The organism is Roseovarius amoyensis (assembly GCF_003260265.1).
Taxonomy (GTDB): domain Bacteria; phylum Pseudomonadota; class Alphaproteobacteria; order Rhodobacterales; family Rhodobacteraceae; genus Roseovarius; species Roseovarius amoyensis.
The window spans coordinates 204,747-221,563 of the sequence record NZ_QITQ01000001.1 but is presented as its reverse complement, the minus strand read 5'-3'; the positions used below and the strand labels follow the sequence as shown (position 1 = coordinate 221,563).

Below are 16,817 nucleotides of genomic sequence, written 5' to 3'. Positions count from 1 at the left end.
CACGGGCAGCAACAAGCAGGCGGACAGAGCGATGACATTGAACCTCACGATGCCAGGTCATGAAGATCTGAAACCCCGGATCACCGTTTTCGGTGTTGGCGGCGCGGGCGGAAACGCGGTCAACAACATGATCGAGAAACGGCTGGACGGGGTCGACTTTGTTGTCGCCAATACCGACGCACAGGCGCTGAGCCAGTCGAACGCGCCGGCCCGCATCCAGCTGGGCGTCAAGGTGACCGAGGGGCTGGGCGCAGGCGCCAAGCCGTCGATCGGCGCCGCCGCGGCGGAAGAGAACATCGAACAGATCGTCGATCACCTGGCCGGGGCGCATATGTGTTTCATCACCGCCGGGATGGGCGGCGGCACCGGCACGGGTGCTGCACCGATCATCGCCCAGGCCGCGCGCGAACTGGGCGTGCTGACCGTCGGCGTGGTGACCAAGCCGTTCCAGTTCGAGGGCGGCAAGCGGATGCACCAGGCCGAGGACGGCGTCGATGCGTTGCAGAAGGTGGTCGATACGCTGATCATCATTCCCAACCAGAACCTGTTCCGCCTCGCCAATGAAAAGACCACCTTTACCGAGGCCTTCAGCATGGCTGACGACGTTCTGTACCAAGGCGTCAAGGGTGTGACCGATCTGATGGTGCGCCCGGGCCTGATCAACCTCGATTTCGCCGACGTCCGCGCGGTGATGGACGAGATGGGCAAGGCGATGATGGGCACCGGCGAGGATGGGGGCGAAAGCCGCGCGATCCAGGCGGCCGAAAAGGCCATTGCCAACCCGCTGCTGGACGAAATCAGCCTGCAGGGCGCCAGGGGCGTGCTGATCAACATCACCGGCGGGCACGACCTGACCCTGTTCGAACTGGATGAGGCCGCCAACCGCATCCGCGAAGAGGTGGATCCAGAGGCCAACATCATCGTCGGTTCGACGCTCGACCCCGAGATGGAAGGCGTGATGCGTGTCAGCGTCGTCGCCACCGGTATCGACGCCCGCAACGTGCACAGCGACGTTCCGGTTCCGCGCCGGTCCCTGAAAGAGCCGCTGAAACCGGCACGCGAACAGATGGTCACCGCACCGGAAGCCGCCGCCGAGGCCGAGCAGGAGACACCCGCTGTTGCCGCCTCGACCGAGAGCGAACCGACTCTTTTCACCGGCTTCGATCCGCAAAGTGCGGCTGCCGAAGATCAGATGGAAGACATCTTTGAGGCTGGCGAAGAAGCCGCCGTCCAGGATGACGGGGTTCCCCCGCCCGCCTATCAGCCCGCCGCCTACCAGGACGACGCGCAATATGTCGAGGAAACCGACGAGCGCGAAGTCTTTGTGGCGCCGCGTCCGGCCCCGCTGGGCGAGCCGTCGGCGGATGCGCTGGCCCGGTTGCAGGCTGCCGTTGGGCGCCAGCCGCAGGCGGCCGAGCCCGCCTCCGCGCCGCGCGAAACCCAGGCCGCGCAGCCGGCTGACCGTCCGCTTTCACGCATCAACTCGTTGCTCCACCGGATGACCGGCAGCAGCGGCGACAGCGCGGCCCAAGCCCCGCGTCCGGTTCGCCAGCAGCCGACCCTGCAGGCCCGCGAAGTGCGGCCTGAACTGGCGGATGACGATGATGAACAAATCGAAATTCCGGCTTTCCTGAGGCGGCAGGCAAACTGAATTTTCGAATTTAGACCGAAGAAAGGGCCGCTGAAATGTGGCCCTTTTTTCTTTGTATTCAGGATTTTGGACAATACCGCAGGGGGCGTGCGCGGATTTTTGCCGGTCTTGTGTGGGGGATGTTTCAGGACGTTGCAAAGATTGAGTTGTTAATTGCGTCCGGGAAAATTAGACAAAATCGTAACAAATGGCCCGCGAGGCGCATACCGGCATGAGTGCCGGCGCGACAGCCGGTCGCCGCCCCGTTTCGGACCGAACCCGCACTGCTTAGCGAGGAACGTCTTGCAGACAACGATCAGATCTTCAGTCCGCTTCGACGGCGTCGGCCTGCACTCGGGCGCGCCGTCGCGGGCAGTGATTCGGCCCGCCGGGCCCGGTTTCGGTATCGTATTTCGCCGCACCGACCTGGGCGTCGGGGCAGGCGACATTCCCGCCCGCTGGGACATGGTCGACCAGTCGCCGCTGTGCACGCGTCTGATCAACGGGAAAGGCGCCGATATTTCGACGGTCGAGCACCTGATGGCGGCGCTGGTGGGCTGCGGGGTGCACAACGCCCTCATCGAGGTGACGGGTCCAGAAATTCCGATCATGGACGGCAGCGCCTCGGGTTTCGTGCGCGCCATCCTGTCGGCGGGGCTGCAGGTTTCGACCGCGCCGGTGCGTGCGCTTCGCGTGCTCAAACCGGTCGAGGTGCGTCGCGGCGCCGCGATGGCGCGGCTGTCACCGCATGAAACGCTGCTGATCGAATTCAGCATAGATTTCGAGGATGCCGCCATTGGCAGCCAGCGCAAGCTGCTGAACATGTCGAATGGCAGCTTCGTGCGCGAACTCTCCACTAGCCGCACCTTCTGCCGCAAGGCCGATGTCGATGCGATGCTGGCCAACGGTCTGGCGCAGGGCGGCAATCCGGGTGAAAACGCGGTGGTGTTCGATGGCGATCGGGTGCTCAGCCCCGGCGGCCTGCGTCACGCGGATGAACCGGTGCGCCACAAGATGCTGGATGCGCTGGGCGATCTGGGCCTTGCTGGGCTGCCTGTGCTTGGCCACTACGAGGGCCGGCGTGCCGGTCACGCCCTGACCAACGATCTGTTGCGCGCGCTTTTCGCCGATGTCGACGCCTGTGAAATCGTCGAGTGCGACGCCGAAATGGCGGCGCGTTTGCCCGGTGCAGGCGTTCATGCCGGCGAAATTCCCGAGGTCGCCTGAAACGGTGACCACGAAAGCGGCCAAAGAGATTTTGCATCACGGATTTATATGCTAGGACCGGGCGCAACGCCGGGGTATCGTTCGGCATATCGAAATTGGGTGGGTGTGTGATGATGACGGCCAGGTTGCGTTGCGGGCTCGTTTTCGTGCTGCTGGCGGGGGTCGCCCTGACGGGTTGCTCTGGCGCCGACAGTGTCGATCGCGGCGACGTGAATTACGAAAAATACACCGCCAAGCAGATCTACGAGCGCGGCGAATACGATCTGGCTCGGAATGCCCCCGACAGGGCCGCGAACGTCTTTGCCGAGGTCGAAAGGCTGTACCCCTATTCGGATTGGGCCAAGCGGGCGCTGATCATGCAGTCCTTTGCCTATCACGAGGCCAAGGATTACGAGAGCAGCCGCGCCGCCGCGCAGCGGTTCGTCGATTTCTATCCCACCGACGAAGATGCCGCTTATGCCCAGTACCTGGTGGCGCTCAGCTATTACGACCAGATCGACGAGGTCGGCCGCGACCAGCGCCTTACCTTTGAGGCGCTGCAGGCCCTGCGCGAGGTGATCGAGCGTTACCCCGACAGCGAATACGCCAATGCCGCCAAGCTCAAATTTGACCTGGCCTTTGACCACCTTGCGTCAAAGGAGATGGAGGTCGGGCGCTACTATCTCAAGCGCGATCACTTTACCGCTGCCATCAACCGTTTCCGCGTGGTGGTCGAGGATTTCCAGACCACAACCCACACCGCCGAGGCGCTGCACCGTCTGGTCGAGGCGTATCTTTCGCTGGGCCTGACCAACGAGGCGCGCACCGCCGGGGCGATCCTGGGCTACAACTTCCGTGGGACCGAGTGGTACGAGGACAGCTACAAGCTGTTGACCGGGCGTGGCCTGACGCTGGAAGCGGTCGGGGACAACTGGCTGCGGCAGGTTTATCGGCAAATGCTCAAGGGCCGGTGGCTGTAGAAACCGGCGGCCTTTCCGCCGCCTGACGGATTGTCCTGATGCTGCGCGCCCTCGATATCCGTGACATCCTGATCATCGACCGGCTGGAACTGGGGTTCCAGCCGGGGCTGAACGTCCTGACGGGAGAAACCGGCGCGGGCAAGTCGATTCTGCTGGATGCGCTAGGGTTCGTCCTGGGCTGGCGCGGGCGCGCCGACCTGGTGCGCCAGGACGCCGACGAAGGCGAGGTGGTGGCCGAGTTCGACCTGCCCCACGGTCATCCGGCGCGCGACGTCCTGGCCGATGCCGGTTTGCCGGTGGACGATACGCTTTTGCTGCGGCGGGTGAATGCGCGCGAGGGGCGCAAGACGGCCTGGGTCAACGATCGCCGTGCCTCGGGCGAGGTGCTGCGCCGCCTTTCCGACACGCTGGTTGAACTGCACGGCCAGCAGGATGACCGCGGCCTGCTGAACCCGCGCGGGCACCGGGCGCTGCTGGATGCGTTCGGCGGGCTGGCGGATGAACGCGCGGCGGGGCGCGCGGCATGGGCCGCGCTGCGCGAGGCGCGACAGGGGCTGGCGGCTGCCGAGGCCGCGCTGGAAAAGGCCCGCGCCGACGAGGATTTCCTGCGCCACGCGGTGGCGGAACTGGACCAGTTGGCGCCAGAGCCGGGCGAGGAAGACGTGCTGGATCGCCGCCGCCGCATGATGCAAGCCGCCGCGCGCATCCGCGATGATGTGGCCCGCGCCCATGCTGCGCTGGGGGCGGACGGGGCCGAGGGCGCGGCGGGCGATGCGATGCGCTGGCTCGAAGGGGCGGCGGAGAGCGCCGAGGGTGCGCTTGACGAACCCATCGCCGCCATCGGCCGGGCACTGGTGGAAATCGACGAGGCGGCAAGCGGCGTGGCGCGCTTCATCGAGGCGCTGACCTTTGACCCGGTCGAGCTGGAAACAACCGAGGAGCGGTTGTTCGCCATCCGCGCACTGGCGCGCAAGCATGGCGTCGCGCCGGATGATCTGGCGGGGCTGGCCGACGATCTGCGCGCGCGCCTGGCGGCGGTCGAGCGGGGCGAAAGCGACATCAATGAGTGGCGCCGCGCAGTGGCCTCGGCAGAGGCGGATTATGACGCTACGGCCGCGGTGCTGAGCACGGCCCGTACCGAGGCCGCCGTCCGGCTGGACGCCGCCATGGCGGCGGAGCTGGCGCCGCTGAAGATGGAGCGCGCGGTTTTCGAAACCCGGTTTGAAGAGGTAGAGCCGGGACCCGAGGGGCGCGATGGCGTCACCTTTTCCGTCGCCACCAATCCCGGAGCGCCGGCGGGGCCGCTGAACCGCATTGCCTCTGGCGGGGAACTCAGCCGTTTTCTGCTGGCGCTCAAGGTCTGCCTGCGCGGCGAGGATGCCGGGGTGACGATGATCTTTGACGAGATCGACCGCGGCGTTGGCGGTGCGACCGCCGATGCCGTGGGCCGTCGGCTGGAACGGCTGGCCGAGGGCGGGCAGGTGCTGGTCGTGACCCATTCACCGCAGGTGGCCGCGCGGGCCACTCATCATTGGCAGGTGGCCAAGCAGGTCGAAGATGGCAAGACGCTGTCGCGCGTGGTGCCGCTGACCGGCCCGGCGCGGGTAGACGAGATCGCCCGCATGCTGGCCGGTGACGTTGTCACCGACGAGGCCCGCGCGGCGGCTGAAAAGCTGATGGCGGGATAGACCCATGGCGCGCGGTCTGGGGGCCGGGACCCTCTATTTCGCGGCGGTCCTTTCCCTCGGGTTCGTGCTGGGTACGCTGCGGGTGCTGGTTCTGCTGCCCCGGATGGGTGAGGTGGCGGCGGTGGCGGTCGAATTGCCGGTGATGCTGGCGCTGAGCTGGTTCATCGCCGGTGCGCTGGTCCGCCGGTGCCGCGTGCCGGCGCGGGCAGGTGCGCGGCTGATCATGGGGGGCGTGGCGCTGGTGTTGTTGCTGCTGGCCGAGGCGGTGTTGGGGGTGCTGGGTTTCGGGCAGAGCCTGGCGCAGCACCTTGGGCACTACCTTACCCTGGCGGGCGCACTCGGGCTGGCGGGGCAGGGGGGGGTGGCCTGATTCCGTGGCTGCGGCTACGGGCGCACTGTTGATAACTACAGTGTTGAGATCGCTTTATTGAAAGCAAAGGCCAGCCGAAGCCTTTTCAACATCTCGGGGCGATGACGGGCAAAACGCCATGCGCTCAGTTCCGCGGCGGCGTCATCTTGCCGGGGTTCATGATGCCGTCGGGGTCGAGCGCGGCTTTCACCTGACCCATCAGCGCCCAGGCGGGCCCGTGTTCGCGCTTCATGTACGGCAGCTTGCCGACCCCGATCCCGTGTTCGCCGGACACCGTGCCGCCCAGTGACAGCGCCAGGTCCACCAGCCGGTTCGAGGCGTCGATCACCTTTTGCTCTTCGCGGGCATCTTCGGGGTCAAAGATCAGTACCGCGTGGAAATTGCCGTCGCCGACATGGCCCAGGATCGGGCCGTCGATGCCGGCGCTTTCCAGATCGGTGCGGCACGCCTCGACCGCCTCGGCCAGGCGCGAGATCGGCACGCAGATGTCGGTGACCAGCGACCGCGCACCGGGGCGCATCGCCATGATCGCGTGAAAGGCGTTGTGCCGCACCGCCCAAAGCGTATTGCGGTCCTCGGTCTTGGTCGCCCAGTCAAAGCGCGCGCCGCTATGATCGGCGGCGATCGCGCCAAACACCTCGGCCTGTTCGGCGACGCCAGTCTCGGACCCGTGAAATTCCAGCAGCAGGTGCGGCTTTTCCGGCAGGTTCATGCCGGCATAGGCGTTGACCGCGCGCACGGTCGCGGCATCCACCAGTTCGATCCGCGCCATCGGCACGCCCATCTGGATGGTGTCGATCACGCAGTTCACGGCATCGGCGGCGGTGTCAAAGGCACAGACCGCGGCCGAGATCGCCTCGGGGATGCCGCGCAGGCGCAGCGTAAGTTCGGTGATCAGCCCAAGCGTGCCCTCGGACCCGACGAAAAGCGCCGTCAGGTCATAGCCGGCGGCGGTCTTGCGCGCGGCGGTGCCGGTGCGGATGACCTGGCCGGTGGCGGTGACCACCTCCAGCCCCATGACATTGTCGCGCATGGTGCCATAGCGCACGGCGGTGGTGCCGCTGGCGCGGGTCGAGGCCATGCCGCCGAGCGATGCGTTGGCACCGGGATCGACCGGAAAGAAAAGGCCGGTCGCGCGCAGTTCGTCGTTCAGCGCCTCGCGCGTCACGCCGGGTTGCACGCGCGCATGCATGTCGGCCTGCGACACCTCGAGAACGCGGTTCATGCGGGTGAAATCGACGCAGACCCCGCCCTGGAACGCCTGTGCCTGACCTTCGAGCGAGGTGCCCGTGCCCCAGCCCACCACCGGACAGCGATGGGCGGCGCAGATGCGCATCAGCGCGGCCACCTCTTCGGTGGTCTCGGGATAGGCCACCGCATCGGGCGGGGCGAGCGGAAAATGGGTCTCGGACGCGCCGTGCTGGGCCAGTTCGGTCTTGGAGCACGCCAGCCGTTGGCCTAAAAGGGAGGACAACTTGCCAATCGCAGCCTGGATCGTCATGCAAACCCCTTTCCCCGGTTCAGGATTCAAGACTAGAGCATGCGGCGGGGCGGGGAAAGCGGCGGCTCAGAAAATCCGTTTCCACAAATGAAACAATCCATGCGCAGATTCCTGATTGTTCAGCATAAGGCCGGAATGCGTTCGGTGCGTGCCGGCTGGGTACTGTTTCGTGCTCACTGGGCCAGGCAAGTGCGGTTCTGGCTGATCGCGCTGATGGTCGGGATCGCGTCAGGGTTTGCCGCGCTCCTGTTCCGCAAGGCGATCGCGGCGCTGGAACGCTTTGCCTATGGCGCGGGCGACATGGCCCATGTGCACAGCGCGGCCGAGGTCCTGCCCTGGTACTGGGTGCTGATCGTGCCCATTTTGGGCGGGCTGGCGGTGGGGATCATCCTGCACTACTTCACCCCTGACGCGCGCGCACGCACGGTGACCGAGGTGATCGAGGGTGCGGCGCTGTATGAGGGCCGGGTCGAGGGGCGGGCGGGGCTGGCGTCCATCGCGTCGTCAATCATCACCCTGGGCAGCGGCGGCTCCAGCGGGCGCGAGGGGCCGGTGGTGCACATGGCCAGCGTGATCGCATCCTGGGTCAGCAACCGCATCAAGGCCGATGGCGTCACCGGGCGCGACCTGTTGGGGTGCGCGGTGGCGGCGGCGGTGTCGGCGTCGTTCAACGCGCCGATTGCCGGCGCGCTGTTCGCGCTCGAAGTGGTGCTGCGGCATTTCGCGTTGCACGCCTTTGCCCCCATCGTCATCGCCAGCGTCGCGGGAACCGTCATCAACCGGCTGGAATTCGGCGACGTGACCGAGTTCGCGCTGCCCGCCGCGACCGCGTTGCAATTTTATGCCGAACTGCCCGCGTTCCTGCTGCTGGGCGTCGTTTGCGGGTTGGTGGCCGGCGCGCTGATGCATTCGATGCTGTTTGCCGAGGACATGGCCAGCTATTTCCAGCGGCGGGTGCGAATGCCGCGCTGGCTGCGGCCGGCGGCGGCGGGGGCGTTACTGGGGCTGATCGCGATCTGGTTTCCGCACATCATCGGGGTCGGATACGAGACAACCTCGCGGGCGCTCACCGGGTCGCTGCTCCTGCACGAGGCGTTTGTCTTTGCCGTGGTGAAGGTGGTGGCGGTCGCGATCACCATTGGCGGGCGCATGGGGGGCGGGGTGTTTTCGCCCTCGTTGATGGTGGGGGCGTTGACCGGGCTGGCATTCGGGCTGATTGCCACCGGGATTTTCCCTGACGTTTCCGGCGCGCATACGCTCTATGCGCTGGCGGGCATGGGCGCTGTGGCGGCGGCTGTCCTGGGGGCGCCGATTTCCACGACGCTGATCGTGTTCGAGCTGACCGGCGACTGGCAGACCGGGCTGGCGGTGATGGTGGCGGTGTCGATCTCGACCGCACTGGGCGCGCAGCTTGTGCATCGTTCCTATTTTCTGACCCAGCTCGAACGCCGCGGCGTACGGCTGGCGGCAGGGCCACAGGCCTATCTGCTGGCGATGTTCAGGGCCAGGGATGTCATGCGCCCGCTGGGCAGCGAGCGCGGCGCGCCCGAGGACCGCTGTTGGGAGATGATCGAGGAGGGCACCTATATTGACGGCAGCGCCACGCTGGAATCCGTAATGCCCGGGTTCGAGCGCAGCGGCTCGGCCTATATCCCGGTGGTCAGCTTGTCGGGTGCAGGCGCGCCGCCCGAATTGCTGGGCGCGCTATTTCATGTCGATGCGCTGCGCACCTACAATCGCGCGCTGGCGGCGGTTTCGCACGAGGAACACAGCTAGGGCGCGGTAGCTGGCCTCAGATCGTGATGGCCAGTCGCTTTTCGCGCCGGATTACCAGCCCGATCGAGACGACCGCGCCGATGGCGGTGGTGAGCATGAGTTCCAGCAGCGGAAACGCGCCCGAGCTGGGGGTCAGCATCACACCCGCCAGCGCCGACAGGCCGGCGCCAAGCCCGATCATCAGCGCGCCCGACAGGCCCGAGGCAGTACCGGCAAGATGCGGGCGCACCGACAGCGCCCCGGCGGTGGCGTTGGGGATGACCATGCCGTTGCCCAGCCCGACCAGGGTCATCAGCCCGAAAAAGGTGAAAGACGACCCATGGCCGGCGTAGAAAAGCGTGAGGTTGATGCCGATGCCGGCGACGTTGATCAGCGTGCCCCACAGCACCATGTGGTTGACGCCGATACGGACCGAAAACCGCCCCGACAGGAAGTTGCCCAGGAAATACCCTACGGCCGGCGCGCCGAAAAACAGCCCGAACGTCGCCGGGTCGAGCCCGAAAACATGATCGCCTACATAGGGCCCGCCGCCGAGATAGGCAAAGAATGCGCCCGACGACAGCCCCAGTGTCATCGAATAGCCCCAGAAACGGGGCGAGGTGAACAGCTCGGGAAAGTCGCGCGCCTGCGGGCCGGCCCCGCCACGGCTGCGCGGTGCGGTTTCGCCCAGGTCGGCCCAGGTCAGCCACAGCACCACCGCGCCGGCCACAAGCAGCGCCCAGAAACTGGCCTGCCAGCCGAATGCCGCATCAAGCGCGCCGCCGATCGCCGGGCCGACCATAGGCGCCACCGCCATGCCCATGGTGACATATCCGATCATCGACGCGGCCTGTGCCTCGGGCACCATGTCGCGGACGATGGCCCGTGACAGCGCCATGGCGGTGACGATGCTGGCCTGCATCATGCGGAACGCCAGGAAAACCCAGATATTGCCGGCAGCAAGACAGCCGAGCGTCGCCACAATGAACACCGCCAGCCCGCCCAACAGCACCGGGCGCCGCCCATAGCGGTCGGAAATCGCGCCGATGAACAGCTGCATCACTGCGTTGACCGCCAGGTAAAGCGCAACCGAAAGCTGTATTACCCGGTAATCGGTGCCGAAATGGGCGGTCATCGCCGGCAGCGAGGGCAGAAAGATGTTCATGGCCAGCGCCGCCAGCGCCGCCAAAAGGATCAGCGTGACGATATGCGGGGGGCTCTTGCGGTTGAGGAAGCGCCGCCGCGGGGTAGGGGTCGGTACGGTGGTCATCCGCGGCACTCTAGCGGCTGCGCCGGTCCTGTCCATCGGCGTGCACGGCGCACTCGACTGTGCGTGGATGCACGAAAACTGCCGGGCGGCGATGCCGGTTTGTTTGCAATTATTCATTTCGCGCGGGCTTGTCTGCTAAAGATTTGCAAATTTGCGGGATTCTGCTTTGTATCTGTCGGCTCTGGCTTTAGTTTCCGGCCAGATTGCGAAGGGGAGAGCCATGAAAGATATTCTGCAGGTGCTCGAGGACCGCCGCCATGAGGCCCGCCTCGGCGGCGGACAAAAGCGGATCGACGCCCAGCACGCCAAGGGAAAGCTGACCGCGCGCGAACGTGTCGACCTGCTGCTTGACGAGGGCAGCTTTGAAGAATTCGACATGTTCAAGACCCACCGCTGCACCGATTTCGGGATGGAAGAGCAAAAGCTCTACGGCGATGGCGTGATCACCGGGTGGGGCACGGTAAATGGCCGCCAGGTCTATGTATTCGCGCAGGATTTCACCGTTCTGGGCGGATCGGTCAGTGCCACCCACGCGCAGAAAATCTGCAAGATCATGGACATGGCGATGCAGAACGGCGCGCCCGTGATCGGGCTGAACGATTCGGGCGGCGCCCGCATCCAGGAAGGGGTCGACAGCCTTGCCGGTTATGGCGAGGTGTTCCAGCGCAATATCGAGGCGTCGGGCGTCATCCCCCAGATCAGCGTCATCATGGGGCCCTGCGCCGGCGGCGCGGTCTATTCGCCAGCGATGACCGACTTTATCTTCATGGTGCGGGATTCGTCCTATATGTTCGTGACTGGTCCCGATGTGGTGAAAACCGTCACCAACGAACAGGTCACGGCCGAGGAACTGGGCGGCGCCAGCACCCACACGCGCAAGAGCTCGGTCGCCGACGCGGCGTTTGAAAACGATGTCGAGGCGCTGGCAGAGGTCCGCCGCCTGGTTGATTTCCTGCCGCTCAACAACCGCGAAAAGCCGCCGGTTCGCCCCTTCTTCGACAGCCCCGAGCGGATCGAACCCAGCCTTGATACGCTGGTGCCCGATAACGCCAACACGCCCTATGACATGAAAGAGCTGATCGTAAAGCTGGCTGACGAGGGCGACTTTTACGAACTGCAGGCGGAGTTTGCGGGCAACATCATCACCGGCTTCATCCGGCTGGAGGGGCGTACCGTGGGGGTCGTGGCCAACCAGCCGATGGTGCTGGCCGGCTGTCTGGATATCGACAGCTCGCGCAAGGCGGCGCGATTCGTGCGCTTCTGCGACGCTTTCGAGATTCCGATCCTGACGCTGGTCGATGTGCCCGGCTTCCTGCCCGGCACCAGCCAGGAATATGGCGGCGTGATCAAACATGGCGCAAAGCTGCTGTTCGCCTATGGCGAGGCGACGGTGCCGAAGGTCACGGTGATTACCCGCAAGGCCTATGGCGGGGCCTATGACGTGATGTCGTCCAAGCACCTGCGCGGCGATTTCAACTATGCCTGGCCGACAGCGGAAATCGCGGTGATGGGCGCCAAGGGGGCGACCGAGATCCTGTATCGCAGCGAATTGGGCGATCCTGAAAAGATCGCGCAGCGGGCCCAGGATTACGAGGATCGCTTTGCCAACCCCTTTGTCGCCGCCGAACGCGGTTTCATCGACGAGGTGATCCAGCCCCACGGCACGCGGCGGCGGCTCTGCCGCGCCTTTGCGTCGCTGCGCAAAAAGGCGCATTCCGGCCCGTGGAAGAAACACGACAACATTCCGCTGTAAGGCCGGCGGGGTGCGGGGCAGGTCCCCGCACCGCCGGGAGAAGTCGGATAGATGAAAGGCTGCGGTGAGGGGATGCACGCGACATCTGGACATAGGCTGACGGGGGGCGGTGCGGCCATGATGGCCGTGTCCATGTCCGGCGTGGTCGCGGCGGAACCGGGGCGCGTGGCGCTGCCATCGGGGCTGGAGGCCATGCTGCAGGAGACCATCCGCGAAGAGGGGCCGGTGCTGCGGTTTCGGTACGTGGCTGCGGGGTTCGACGCGGCCGCGCCTCTGGACGAGGTCGCGGCCGACCTGGAGCATCTGTGTGCCGCCGACGCCGCCAAAAGGGCGGCCGCTGAAGGGATGAGCGCGGCGCGGCTGGTCGTCTCTCTGGCAGACAAACCGTCGGAATTCGGCCGCTTCAACCCGGATGTAAGGCAGGTTTTCGAGGCTTACCGGCTCGAAAACGGCATCTGTATCTGGGAGGCTTTTTGATGCGTACACAATATCTTGCGGCGCGACTCTCATGTGCGCGCGTGTTTGAGGCTTTGGAGTCACATTTCCCCGGCATGGATGTGGATAAGTACCAAAAAATCGGTGAGTCCCGTATCCTAGGGCGCGGTTGCAAAAAAGCGGCCGCAACGGTGGGAGCAGTGCAGGTGGGGCAGCCTGCGCACCGCCGCAATGTGTACACATACAGGAGACTTCAATGTCGAAAACCGTCACGAGCATACTTGCGCTTGGCCTTGTGGCCATGGTCACTGCCTGCGGCCAGCAGCAGCAGCAAGAGGAATTCGTCGTGGTCGAGCCCGAACCGATTTCGGTCGAGCCCGTCTATACCGGCAAGTACAAGTAATCCCGCAAGGGATCTCGCGGGGCGGGCCCCAGGGCCCGCCTCCACCGCCGCGCGGCGCCCCTATGGCGGAGGGCGCGCACCATGCTGAAGCATCGCGGCTTTCCCGGACGCCTGGCCAGCACCGATTTCCAGTTCACCATCCGACGCGCCAACCCCAAGGGGGCGACGCCGATCATCCGGCGCGAACGCTTCGCCGACCGCAGGCCGGCTGACCGGCGTGCCGATACCGCCTTTGTCCGTGCCCTGTGGGAACATTTCGGCGATCAGCCGTTCGAGCGCGGCAACCTTGATGCCGGGCGGCTGAGCTGGCTGTTCGGGCGCGAGGTAAAGCCCGCCGAGGACCCGTTCGACCCCGCTGATTACGGTGCGCTGCTGGTGCTGGACGTGGACGCGGCGCGCGCATCCTTCCCGGATGTCTTTGACGTCGAGCCGGGCCAATGACCCGCGCGGCCGGTCAGATGATTGCGATGGGCAGGTCTTTGCCGAAGCCGTGCACAATTGCGCGGAATGCAGCCGATCGGGGATGCGTGCGGCGCCGGCGCTTGGCTGCGCGGGCCATGGCGTGCAGCGTTAATGACGTAGTGGTGGCCCTCCCCCAAAGGGCCGGGGCACCAGAAGCCCCTACCGTTACCCTTCCCCTCATGGGCGGTTCTGCGCCGTGTTGCGCAGACCGCCCTTTTTTTTCGTTCCCCGGTTTGGCCGGCGACAGGGCGCGCGCATGGGCGCCACGGCCCGTCGCGGTGTGTGACCGGGTATCCACAATAAGGAGCAGTCGATGTTCAAGAAAATCCTGATCGCCAACCGGGGTGAGATTGCCTGCCGCGTGATCAAGACCGCGCGCAAGATGGGTATCAGTACCGTGGCGGTGCATTCCGAGGCCGACAAGAACGCGCTGCATGTTCAGATGGCCGACGAGGCGGTGCATATCGGCCCGCCGCCGGCCAATGAAAGCTATATCGTCATCGACAAGGTGATGGCCGCGATTCGCGAAACCGGCGCCGAGGCCGTGCATCCGGGCTATGGCTTCTTGTCCGAAAACCCCAAATTCGCCGACGCGCTGGAGGCCGCAGGCGTGGCATTCATCGGCCCGCCCAAGAACGCGATCGAGGCGATGGGCGACAAGATCACGTCGAAAAAGATTGCGCAGGAGGCGGATGTCAGCACCGTGCCGGGCTATATGGGCCTGATCGCCGATGCCGACGAGGCGGTGAAGATCAGCGGCGAGGTCGGCTATCCGGTGATGATCAAGGCCAGCGCCGGCGGCGGCGGCAAGGGCATGCGCGTCGCCTGGAACGACGAAGAGGCGCGCGAGGGGTTCCAGAGCTCCAAGAACGAGGCGGCCAGCAGTTTTGGCGATGACCGCATCTTTATCGAGAAATTCGTCACCCAGCCGCGTCATATCGAAATTCAGGTTCTGTGCGACAGCCACGGCAACGGCATCTACCTGGGCGAGCGGGAATGCTCGATCCAGCGGCGGAACCAGAAGGTGATCGAAGAGGCGCCCAGCCCCTTCCTGGACGAGGCGACCCGCAAGGCGATGGGCGAACAGGCCGTGGCCCTGGCGCAGGCGGTGGGCTATGCCAGCGCCGGCACGGTCGAATTCATCGTCGATGGCGACAAGAACTTCTATTTCCTCGAAATGAACACGCGCCTGCAGGTCGAACATCCGGTGACGGAACTGATCACCGGGGTGGACCTGGTCGAACAGATGATCCGCGTTGCGGCGGGTGAAAAGCTGTCGATCACGCAAGGCGACGTAAAGCTGACCGGCTGGGCCATGGAAAGCCGGCTTTACGCCGAAGACCCCTATCGCAACTTCCTGCCGTCGATCGGGCGACTTTCGCGCTATCGTCCCCCGGCCGAGGTGGCGGCCGGCCCCCTGTTGACGGCGGGCAAGTGGCAGGATGACGCCCAACCCGGCGAAACCGCAGTCAGGAACGACACCGGGGTCTATGAGGGTGGCGAGATCAGCATGTATTACGACCCGATGATCGCCAAGCTATGCACCTGGGCGCCCGACCGGGCACAGGCGATCGAGGCGATGCGTATCGCGCTCGACAGTTTCGAGATCGAGGGGATCGGCCACAACCTGCCGTTCCTGAGCGCGGTGATGGATCATCCGCGCTTTGTCTCGGGCCAGATCACCACCGCATTTATCGCCGAGGAATACCCCGAGGGGTTCGAGGGCGTGGAACTGGACGACCACACGCTGCGGCGCATCGCGGCAAGTTGCGCAGCGATGCACCGGGTGGCCGAGATCCGGCGCTCGCGGATTTCGGGGCGCATGGACAACCACGAACGCCATGTCGGCGAGGATTGGATGGTCAGCCTGCAAGGGCAGAACCACGCGGTGCGCATCAATGCCGACCGCGACGGCGCGACTGTCGCATTCGACGATGGCGGCAAGATGCGTGTCACCAGCGACTGGACGCCGGGCGATCAGCTGGCGGTGCTGGAGGTCGAAGGCACGCCGCTGGTGCTGAAGGTTGGCAAGATCCCCGGCGGTTTTCGCATCCGCTCGCGCGGTGCCGATCTGAAGGTGCATGTGCGCACCCTGCGCCAGGCCGAACTGGCCGCATTGATGCCCGAAAAGGCGCCGCCGGACACCTCGAAGATGCTGCTCTGCCCGATGCCGGGCCTGATCGTCAACGTCGCCGTGGAAGAGGGCCAGGAAGTGCAGGAAGGCCAGGCGCTGTGCACCGTCGAGGCGATGAAGATGGAAAACATCCTGCGTGCCGAACGCCGCTCCGTGGTGACCAAGATCAACGCCGGCCCCGGCGACAGCCTGGCGGTCGATGACGTGATCATGGAGTTCGAGTGAGGCGATGATGGCGCGCCCCGCCCCTGTTTCGCGGATTGCCCTGGCCGGCGCGGCGCTTGGCCTGCTGGCCGGGTGCGCGCGCGAGGACGAGTCGGCGATGCGGGCGCGTCTGGATCAGTGGTTTGCACTGGGCGAAACCGTGGCCTTTGCGACGCGGGGCGACTGTGCCGCCGGTGTCTTTGTGCTGCAGGGCGATGCCATCGCCGCGGCGATGCCGGTGGCGGGATCTGTTGGCGGGATGTTGCGTGCGCTGAACGGGCGCGGGCGGGCGCTGCTGGACGATCCCGTTCAGCCGCCCGACGCCGCGCTGGTCGAGATTGCCAATGCAAGCCGCGCCACCGGCCAGGCCATGCGCCGCGCGGCGCTGGAGGCGCGCGATTGCATGGATGATGGGGCGCTGGCGGCGGTCCATGCCGGGCTGACCGCCCCCGGTGCGATGCTGGCCTATGACGGGCAGAGCGGCACCGTGATGGTGATCGACCGTGCGGCGGGACGCCTGATTGCGCTGATGGGGGCGGGATGATGGGCGCGGTTTCAGCTATCGCCGAGCCGGTCGCGGATTTCCTGCTGGCGCAGCGGCATCTTGTCGATGACGCGGCTGATCTCGCGCACCGACCAGGGCGCCGGTTTGCGGAGGTAAACCGAGCCGTCCTTGCCGATCAGGGTCAGCATAAAGCCTCGCGGCCGCAGATTTTTGCGCAGGGCGCTGCCCGCGCGCGGGTCGGTGTCGGTCAGCACCACCACGTCGCGGCTCGCCAGTGCCTCCAGCCGGTCGGTGATGTATTGCATCTGCTGGATGTAGCGCGGGTCGTTGGGGCTGTCGGCAAAGACCACCAGCGGGCGTTTGAGCCAGATGAAATCCTCCAGCGTGGCGCTTTCGCCGGGCAGGATGATGTCGTCGGCCGCAACCCCGTTTTCGGCCTGCACGGCCGGGGCGGGGCCGAGCGCGGCAAGGATCGTCACGATGAGTATGGCGAGAATTTTGTTCATGGGTACTCCGTTGCG

15 protein-coding genes are annotated in these 16,817 nt (G+C 65.7%); 12 read left to right on the top strand and 3 right to left on the bottom strand.

The window, feature by feature from the left end; translation table 11 throughout:
* Positions 1–49: 49 nt before the first annotated feature.
* From ftsZ to DL899_RS01040, 5 genes are all read left to right on the top strand, one after another.
* Complete coding sequence (gene ftsZ, locus DL899_RS01060; protein ID WP_239494554.1) at positions 50–1,651, top strand: cell division protein FtsZ; 1,602 nt, start codon at positions 50–52, stop codon at positions 1,649–1,651.
* Positions 1,652–1,933: 282 nt separating this feature from the next.
* The gene (gene lpxC, locus DL899_RS01055) at positions 1,934–2,857 is read left to right on the top strand and encodes a UDP-3-O-acyl-N-acetylglucosamine deacetylase (protein WP_111731910.1); all 924 of its coding nucleotides are present in this window, start codon (positions 1,934–1,936) and stop codon (positions 2,855–2,857) included.
* A gap of 110 nt (positions 2,858–2,967) precedes the next feature.
* The gene (locus DL899_RS01050) at positions 2,968–3,816 is read left to right on the top strand and encodes an outer membrane protein assembly factor BamD (protein WP_162685450.1); all 849 of its coding nucleotides are present in this window, start codon (positions 2,968–2,970) and stop codon (positions 3,814–3,816) included.
* Positions 3,817–3,854: 38 nt separating this feature from the next.
* Positions 3,855–5,504, top strand: coding sequence for a DNA repair protein RecN (recN, locus tag DL899_RS01045; protein ID WP_111731909.1), 1,650 nt, complete (start codon positions 3,855–3,857; stop codon positions 5,502–5,504).
* A 4-nt stretch (positions 5,505–5,508) separates the two neighbouring features.
* Positions 5,509–5,874, top strand: coding sequence for a hypothetical protein (locus DL899_RS01040; RefSeq protein ID WP_111731908.1), 366 nt, complete (start codon positions 5,509–5,511; stop codon positions 5,872–5,874).
* 124 nt (positions 5,875–5,998) lie between these two features.
* On the opposite strand, the gene DL899_RS01035 is transcribed toward DL899_RS01040, so the two are convergent.
* On the bottom strand, positions 5,999–7,375 hold the full coding sequence (locus tag DL899_RS01035; protein ID WP_111731907.1) for an FAD-binding oxidoreductase: 1,377 nt from the start codon (positions 7,373–7,375) through the stop codon (positions 5,999–6,001).
* Positions 7,376–7,462: 87 nt separating this feature from the next.
* Between DL899_RS01035 and DL899_RS01030 the strand changes: the two genes are divergently transcribed.
* Positions 7,463–9,151 carry a chloride channel protein gene (locus DL899_RS01030; protein WP_111732069.1) on the top strand — a complete coding sequence of 563 codons (1,689 nt, stop codon included), beginning with the start codon at positions 7,463–7,465 and terminating at the stop codon, positions 9,149–9,151.
* Positions 9,152–9,167: 16 nt separating this feature from the next.
* On the opposite strand, the gene DL899_RS01025 is transcribed toward DL899_RS01030, so the two are convergent.
* The gene (locus DL899_RS01025) at positions 9,168–10,400 is read right to left on the bottom strand and encodes a multidrug effflux MFS transporter (RefSeq protein ID WP_111731906.1); all 1,233 of its coding nucleotides are present in this window, start codon (positions 10,398–10,400) and stop codon (positions 9,168–9,170) included.
* A gap of 220 nt (positions 10,401–10,620) precedes the next feature.
* Here DL899_RS01025 and DL899_RS01020 point away from each other — a divergent pair, with 220 nt between their 5' ends.
* From DL899_RS01020 to DL899_RS01000, 6 genes are all read left to right on the top strand, one after another.
* A complete protein-coding gene (locus tag DL899_RS01020) occupies positions 10,621–12,153 on the top strand; it encodes an acyl-CoA carboxylase subunit beta (protein WP_111731905.1) in 1,533 nt (510 codons plus the stop codon).
* 117 nt (positions 12,154–12,270) lie between these two features.
* Positions 12,271–12,630, top strand: a complete 360-nt coding sequence (locus tag DL899_RS01015) for a DUF6497 family protein (RefSeq protein WP_111731904.1) — start codon at positions 12,271–12,273, stop codon at positions 12,628–12,630.
* A 214-nt stretch (positions 12,631–12,844) separates the two neighbouring features.
* A complete protein-coding gene (locus tag DL899_RS19560; RefSeq protein WP_204355223.1) occupies positions 12,845–12,991 on the top strand; it encodes a hypothetical protein in 147 nt (48 codons plus the stop codon).
* An 81-nt stretch (positions 12,992–13,072) separates the two neighbouring features.
* Positions 13,073–13,432 carry a hypothetical protein gene (locus tag DL899_RS01010; protein WP_111731903.1) on the top strand — a complete coding sequence of 120 codons (360 nt, stop codon included), beginning with the start codon at positions 13,073–13,075 and terminating at the stop codon, positions 13,430–13,432.
* Positions 13,433–13,766: 334 nt separating this feature from the next.
* Positions 13,767–15,812, top strand: coding sequence for an acetyl-CoA carboxylase biotin carboxylase subunit (locus DL899_RS01005; protein WP_111731902.1), 2,046 nt, complete (start codon positions 13,767–13,769; stop codon positions 15,810–15,812).
* Between the two features lie 4 nt (positions 15,813–15,816).
* Positions 15,817–16,335: a hypothetical protein gene (locus tag DL899_RS01000; protein ID WP_111731901.1), complete on the top strand. Its 519-nt coding sequence runs from the start codon at positions 15,817–15,819 to the stop codon at positions 16,333–16,335.
* Positions 16,336–16,346: 11 nt separating this feature from the next.
* Here the strand turns inward: DL899_RS01000 and DL899_RS00995 are convergent, their stop codons facing one another.
* Entirely contained in the window at positions 16,347–16,802 is a 456-nt protein-coding gene (locus tag DL899_RS00995; protein WP_111731900.1) for a DUF4174 domain-containing protein, read from the bottom strand.
* Between the last annotated feature and the right edge of the window lie 15 nt (positions 16,803–16,817).

Excerpts from the sequence above, each read along its gene's own strand:
- ftsZ (WP_239494554.1), top strand. The coding sequence starts at position 50 with ATGCCAGGTCATGAAGATCTGAAACCCCGGATCACCGTTTTCGGTGTT.
- DL899_RS01050 (WP_162685450.1), top strand. The coding sequence starts at position 2,968 with ATGATGACGGCCAGGTTGCGTTGCGGGCTCGTTTTCGTGCTGCTGGCG.
- recN (WP_111731909.1), top strand. The coding sequence starts at position 3,855 with ATGCTGCGCGCCCTCGATATCCGTGACATCCTGATCATCGACCGGCTG.
- DL899_RS01040 (WP_111731908.1), top strand. The coding sequence starts at position 5,509 with ATGGCGCGCGGTCTGGGGGCCGGGACCCTCTATTTCGCGGCGGTCCTT.
- DL899_RS01035 (WP_111731907.1), bottom strand. The coding sequence starts at position 7,375 with ATGACGATCCAGGCTGCGATTGGCAAGTTGTCCTCCCTTTTAGGCCAA.
- DL899_RS01030 (WP_111732069.1), top strand. The coding sequence starts at position 7,463 with ATGAAACAATCCATGCGCAGATTCCTGATTGTTCAGCATAAGGCCGGA.
- DL899_RS01025 (WP_111731906.1), bottom strand. The coding sequence starts at position 10,400 with ATGACCACCGTACCGACCCCTACCCCGCGGCGGCGCTTCCTCAACCGC.
- DL899_RS01020 (WP_111731905.1), top strand. The coding sequence starts at position 10,621 with ATGAAAGATATTCTGCAGGTGCTCGAGGACCGCCGCCATGAGGCCCGC.
- DL899_RS01015 (WP_111731904.1), top strand. The coding sequence starts at position 12,271 with ATGATGGCCGTGTCCATGTCCGGCGTGGTCGCGGCGGAACCGGGGCGC.
- DL899_RS19560 (WP_204355223.1), top strand. The coding sequence starts at position 12,845 with ATGTCGAAAACCGTCACGAGCATACTTGCGCTTGGCCTTGTGGCCATG.
- DL899_RS01010 (WP_111731903.1), top strand. The coding sequence starts at position 13,073 with ATGCTGAAGCATCGCGGCTTTCCCGGACGCCTGGCCAGCACCGATTTC.
- DL899_RS01005 (WP_111731902.1), top strand. The coding sequence starts at position 13,767 with ATGTTCAAGAAAATCCTGATCGCCAACCGGGGTGAGATTGCCTGCCGC.
- DL899_RS01000 (WP_111731901.1), top strand. The coding sequence starts at position 15,817 with ATGATGGCGCGCCCCGCCCCTGTTTCGCGGATTGCCCTGGCCGGCGCG.
- DL899_RS00995 (WP_111731900.1), bottom strand. The coding sequence starts at position 16,802 with ATGAACAAAATTCTCGCCATACTCATCGTGACGATCCTTGCCGCGCTC.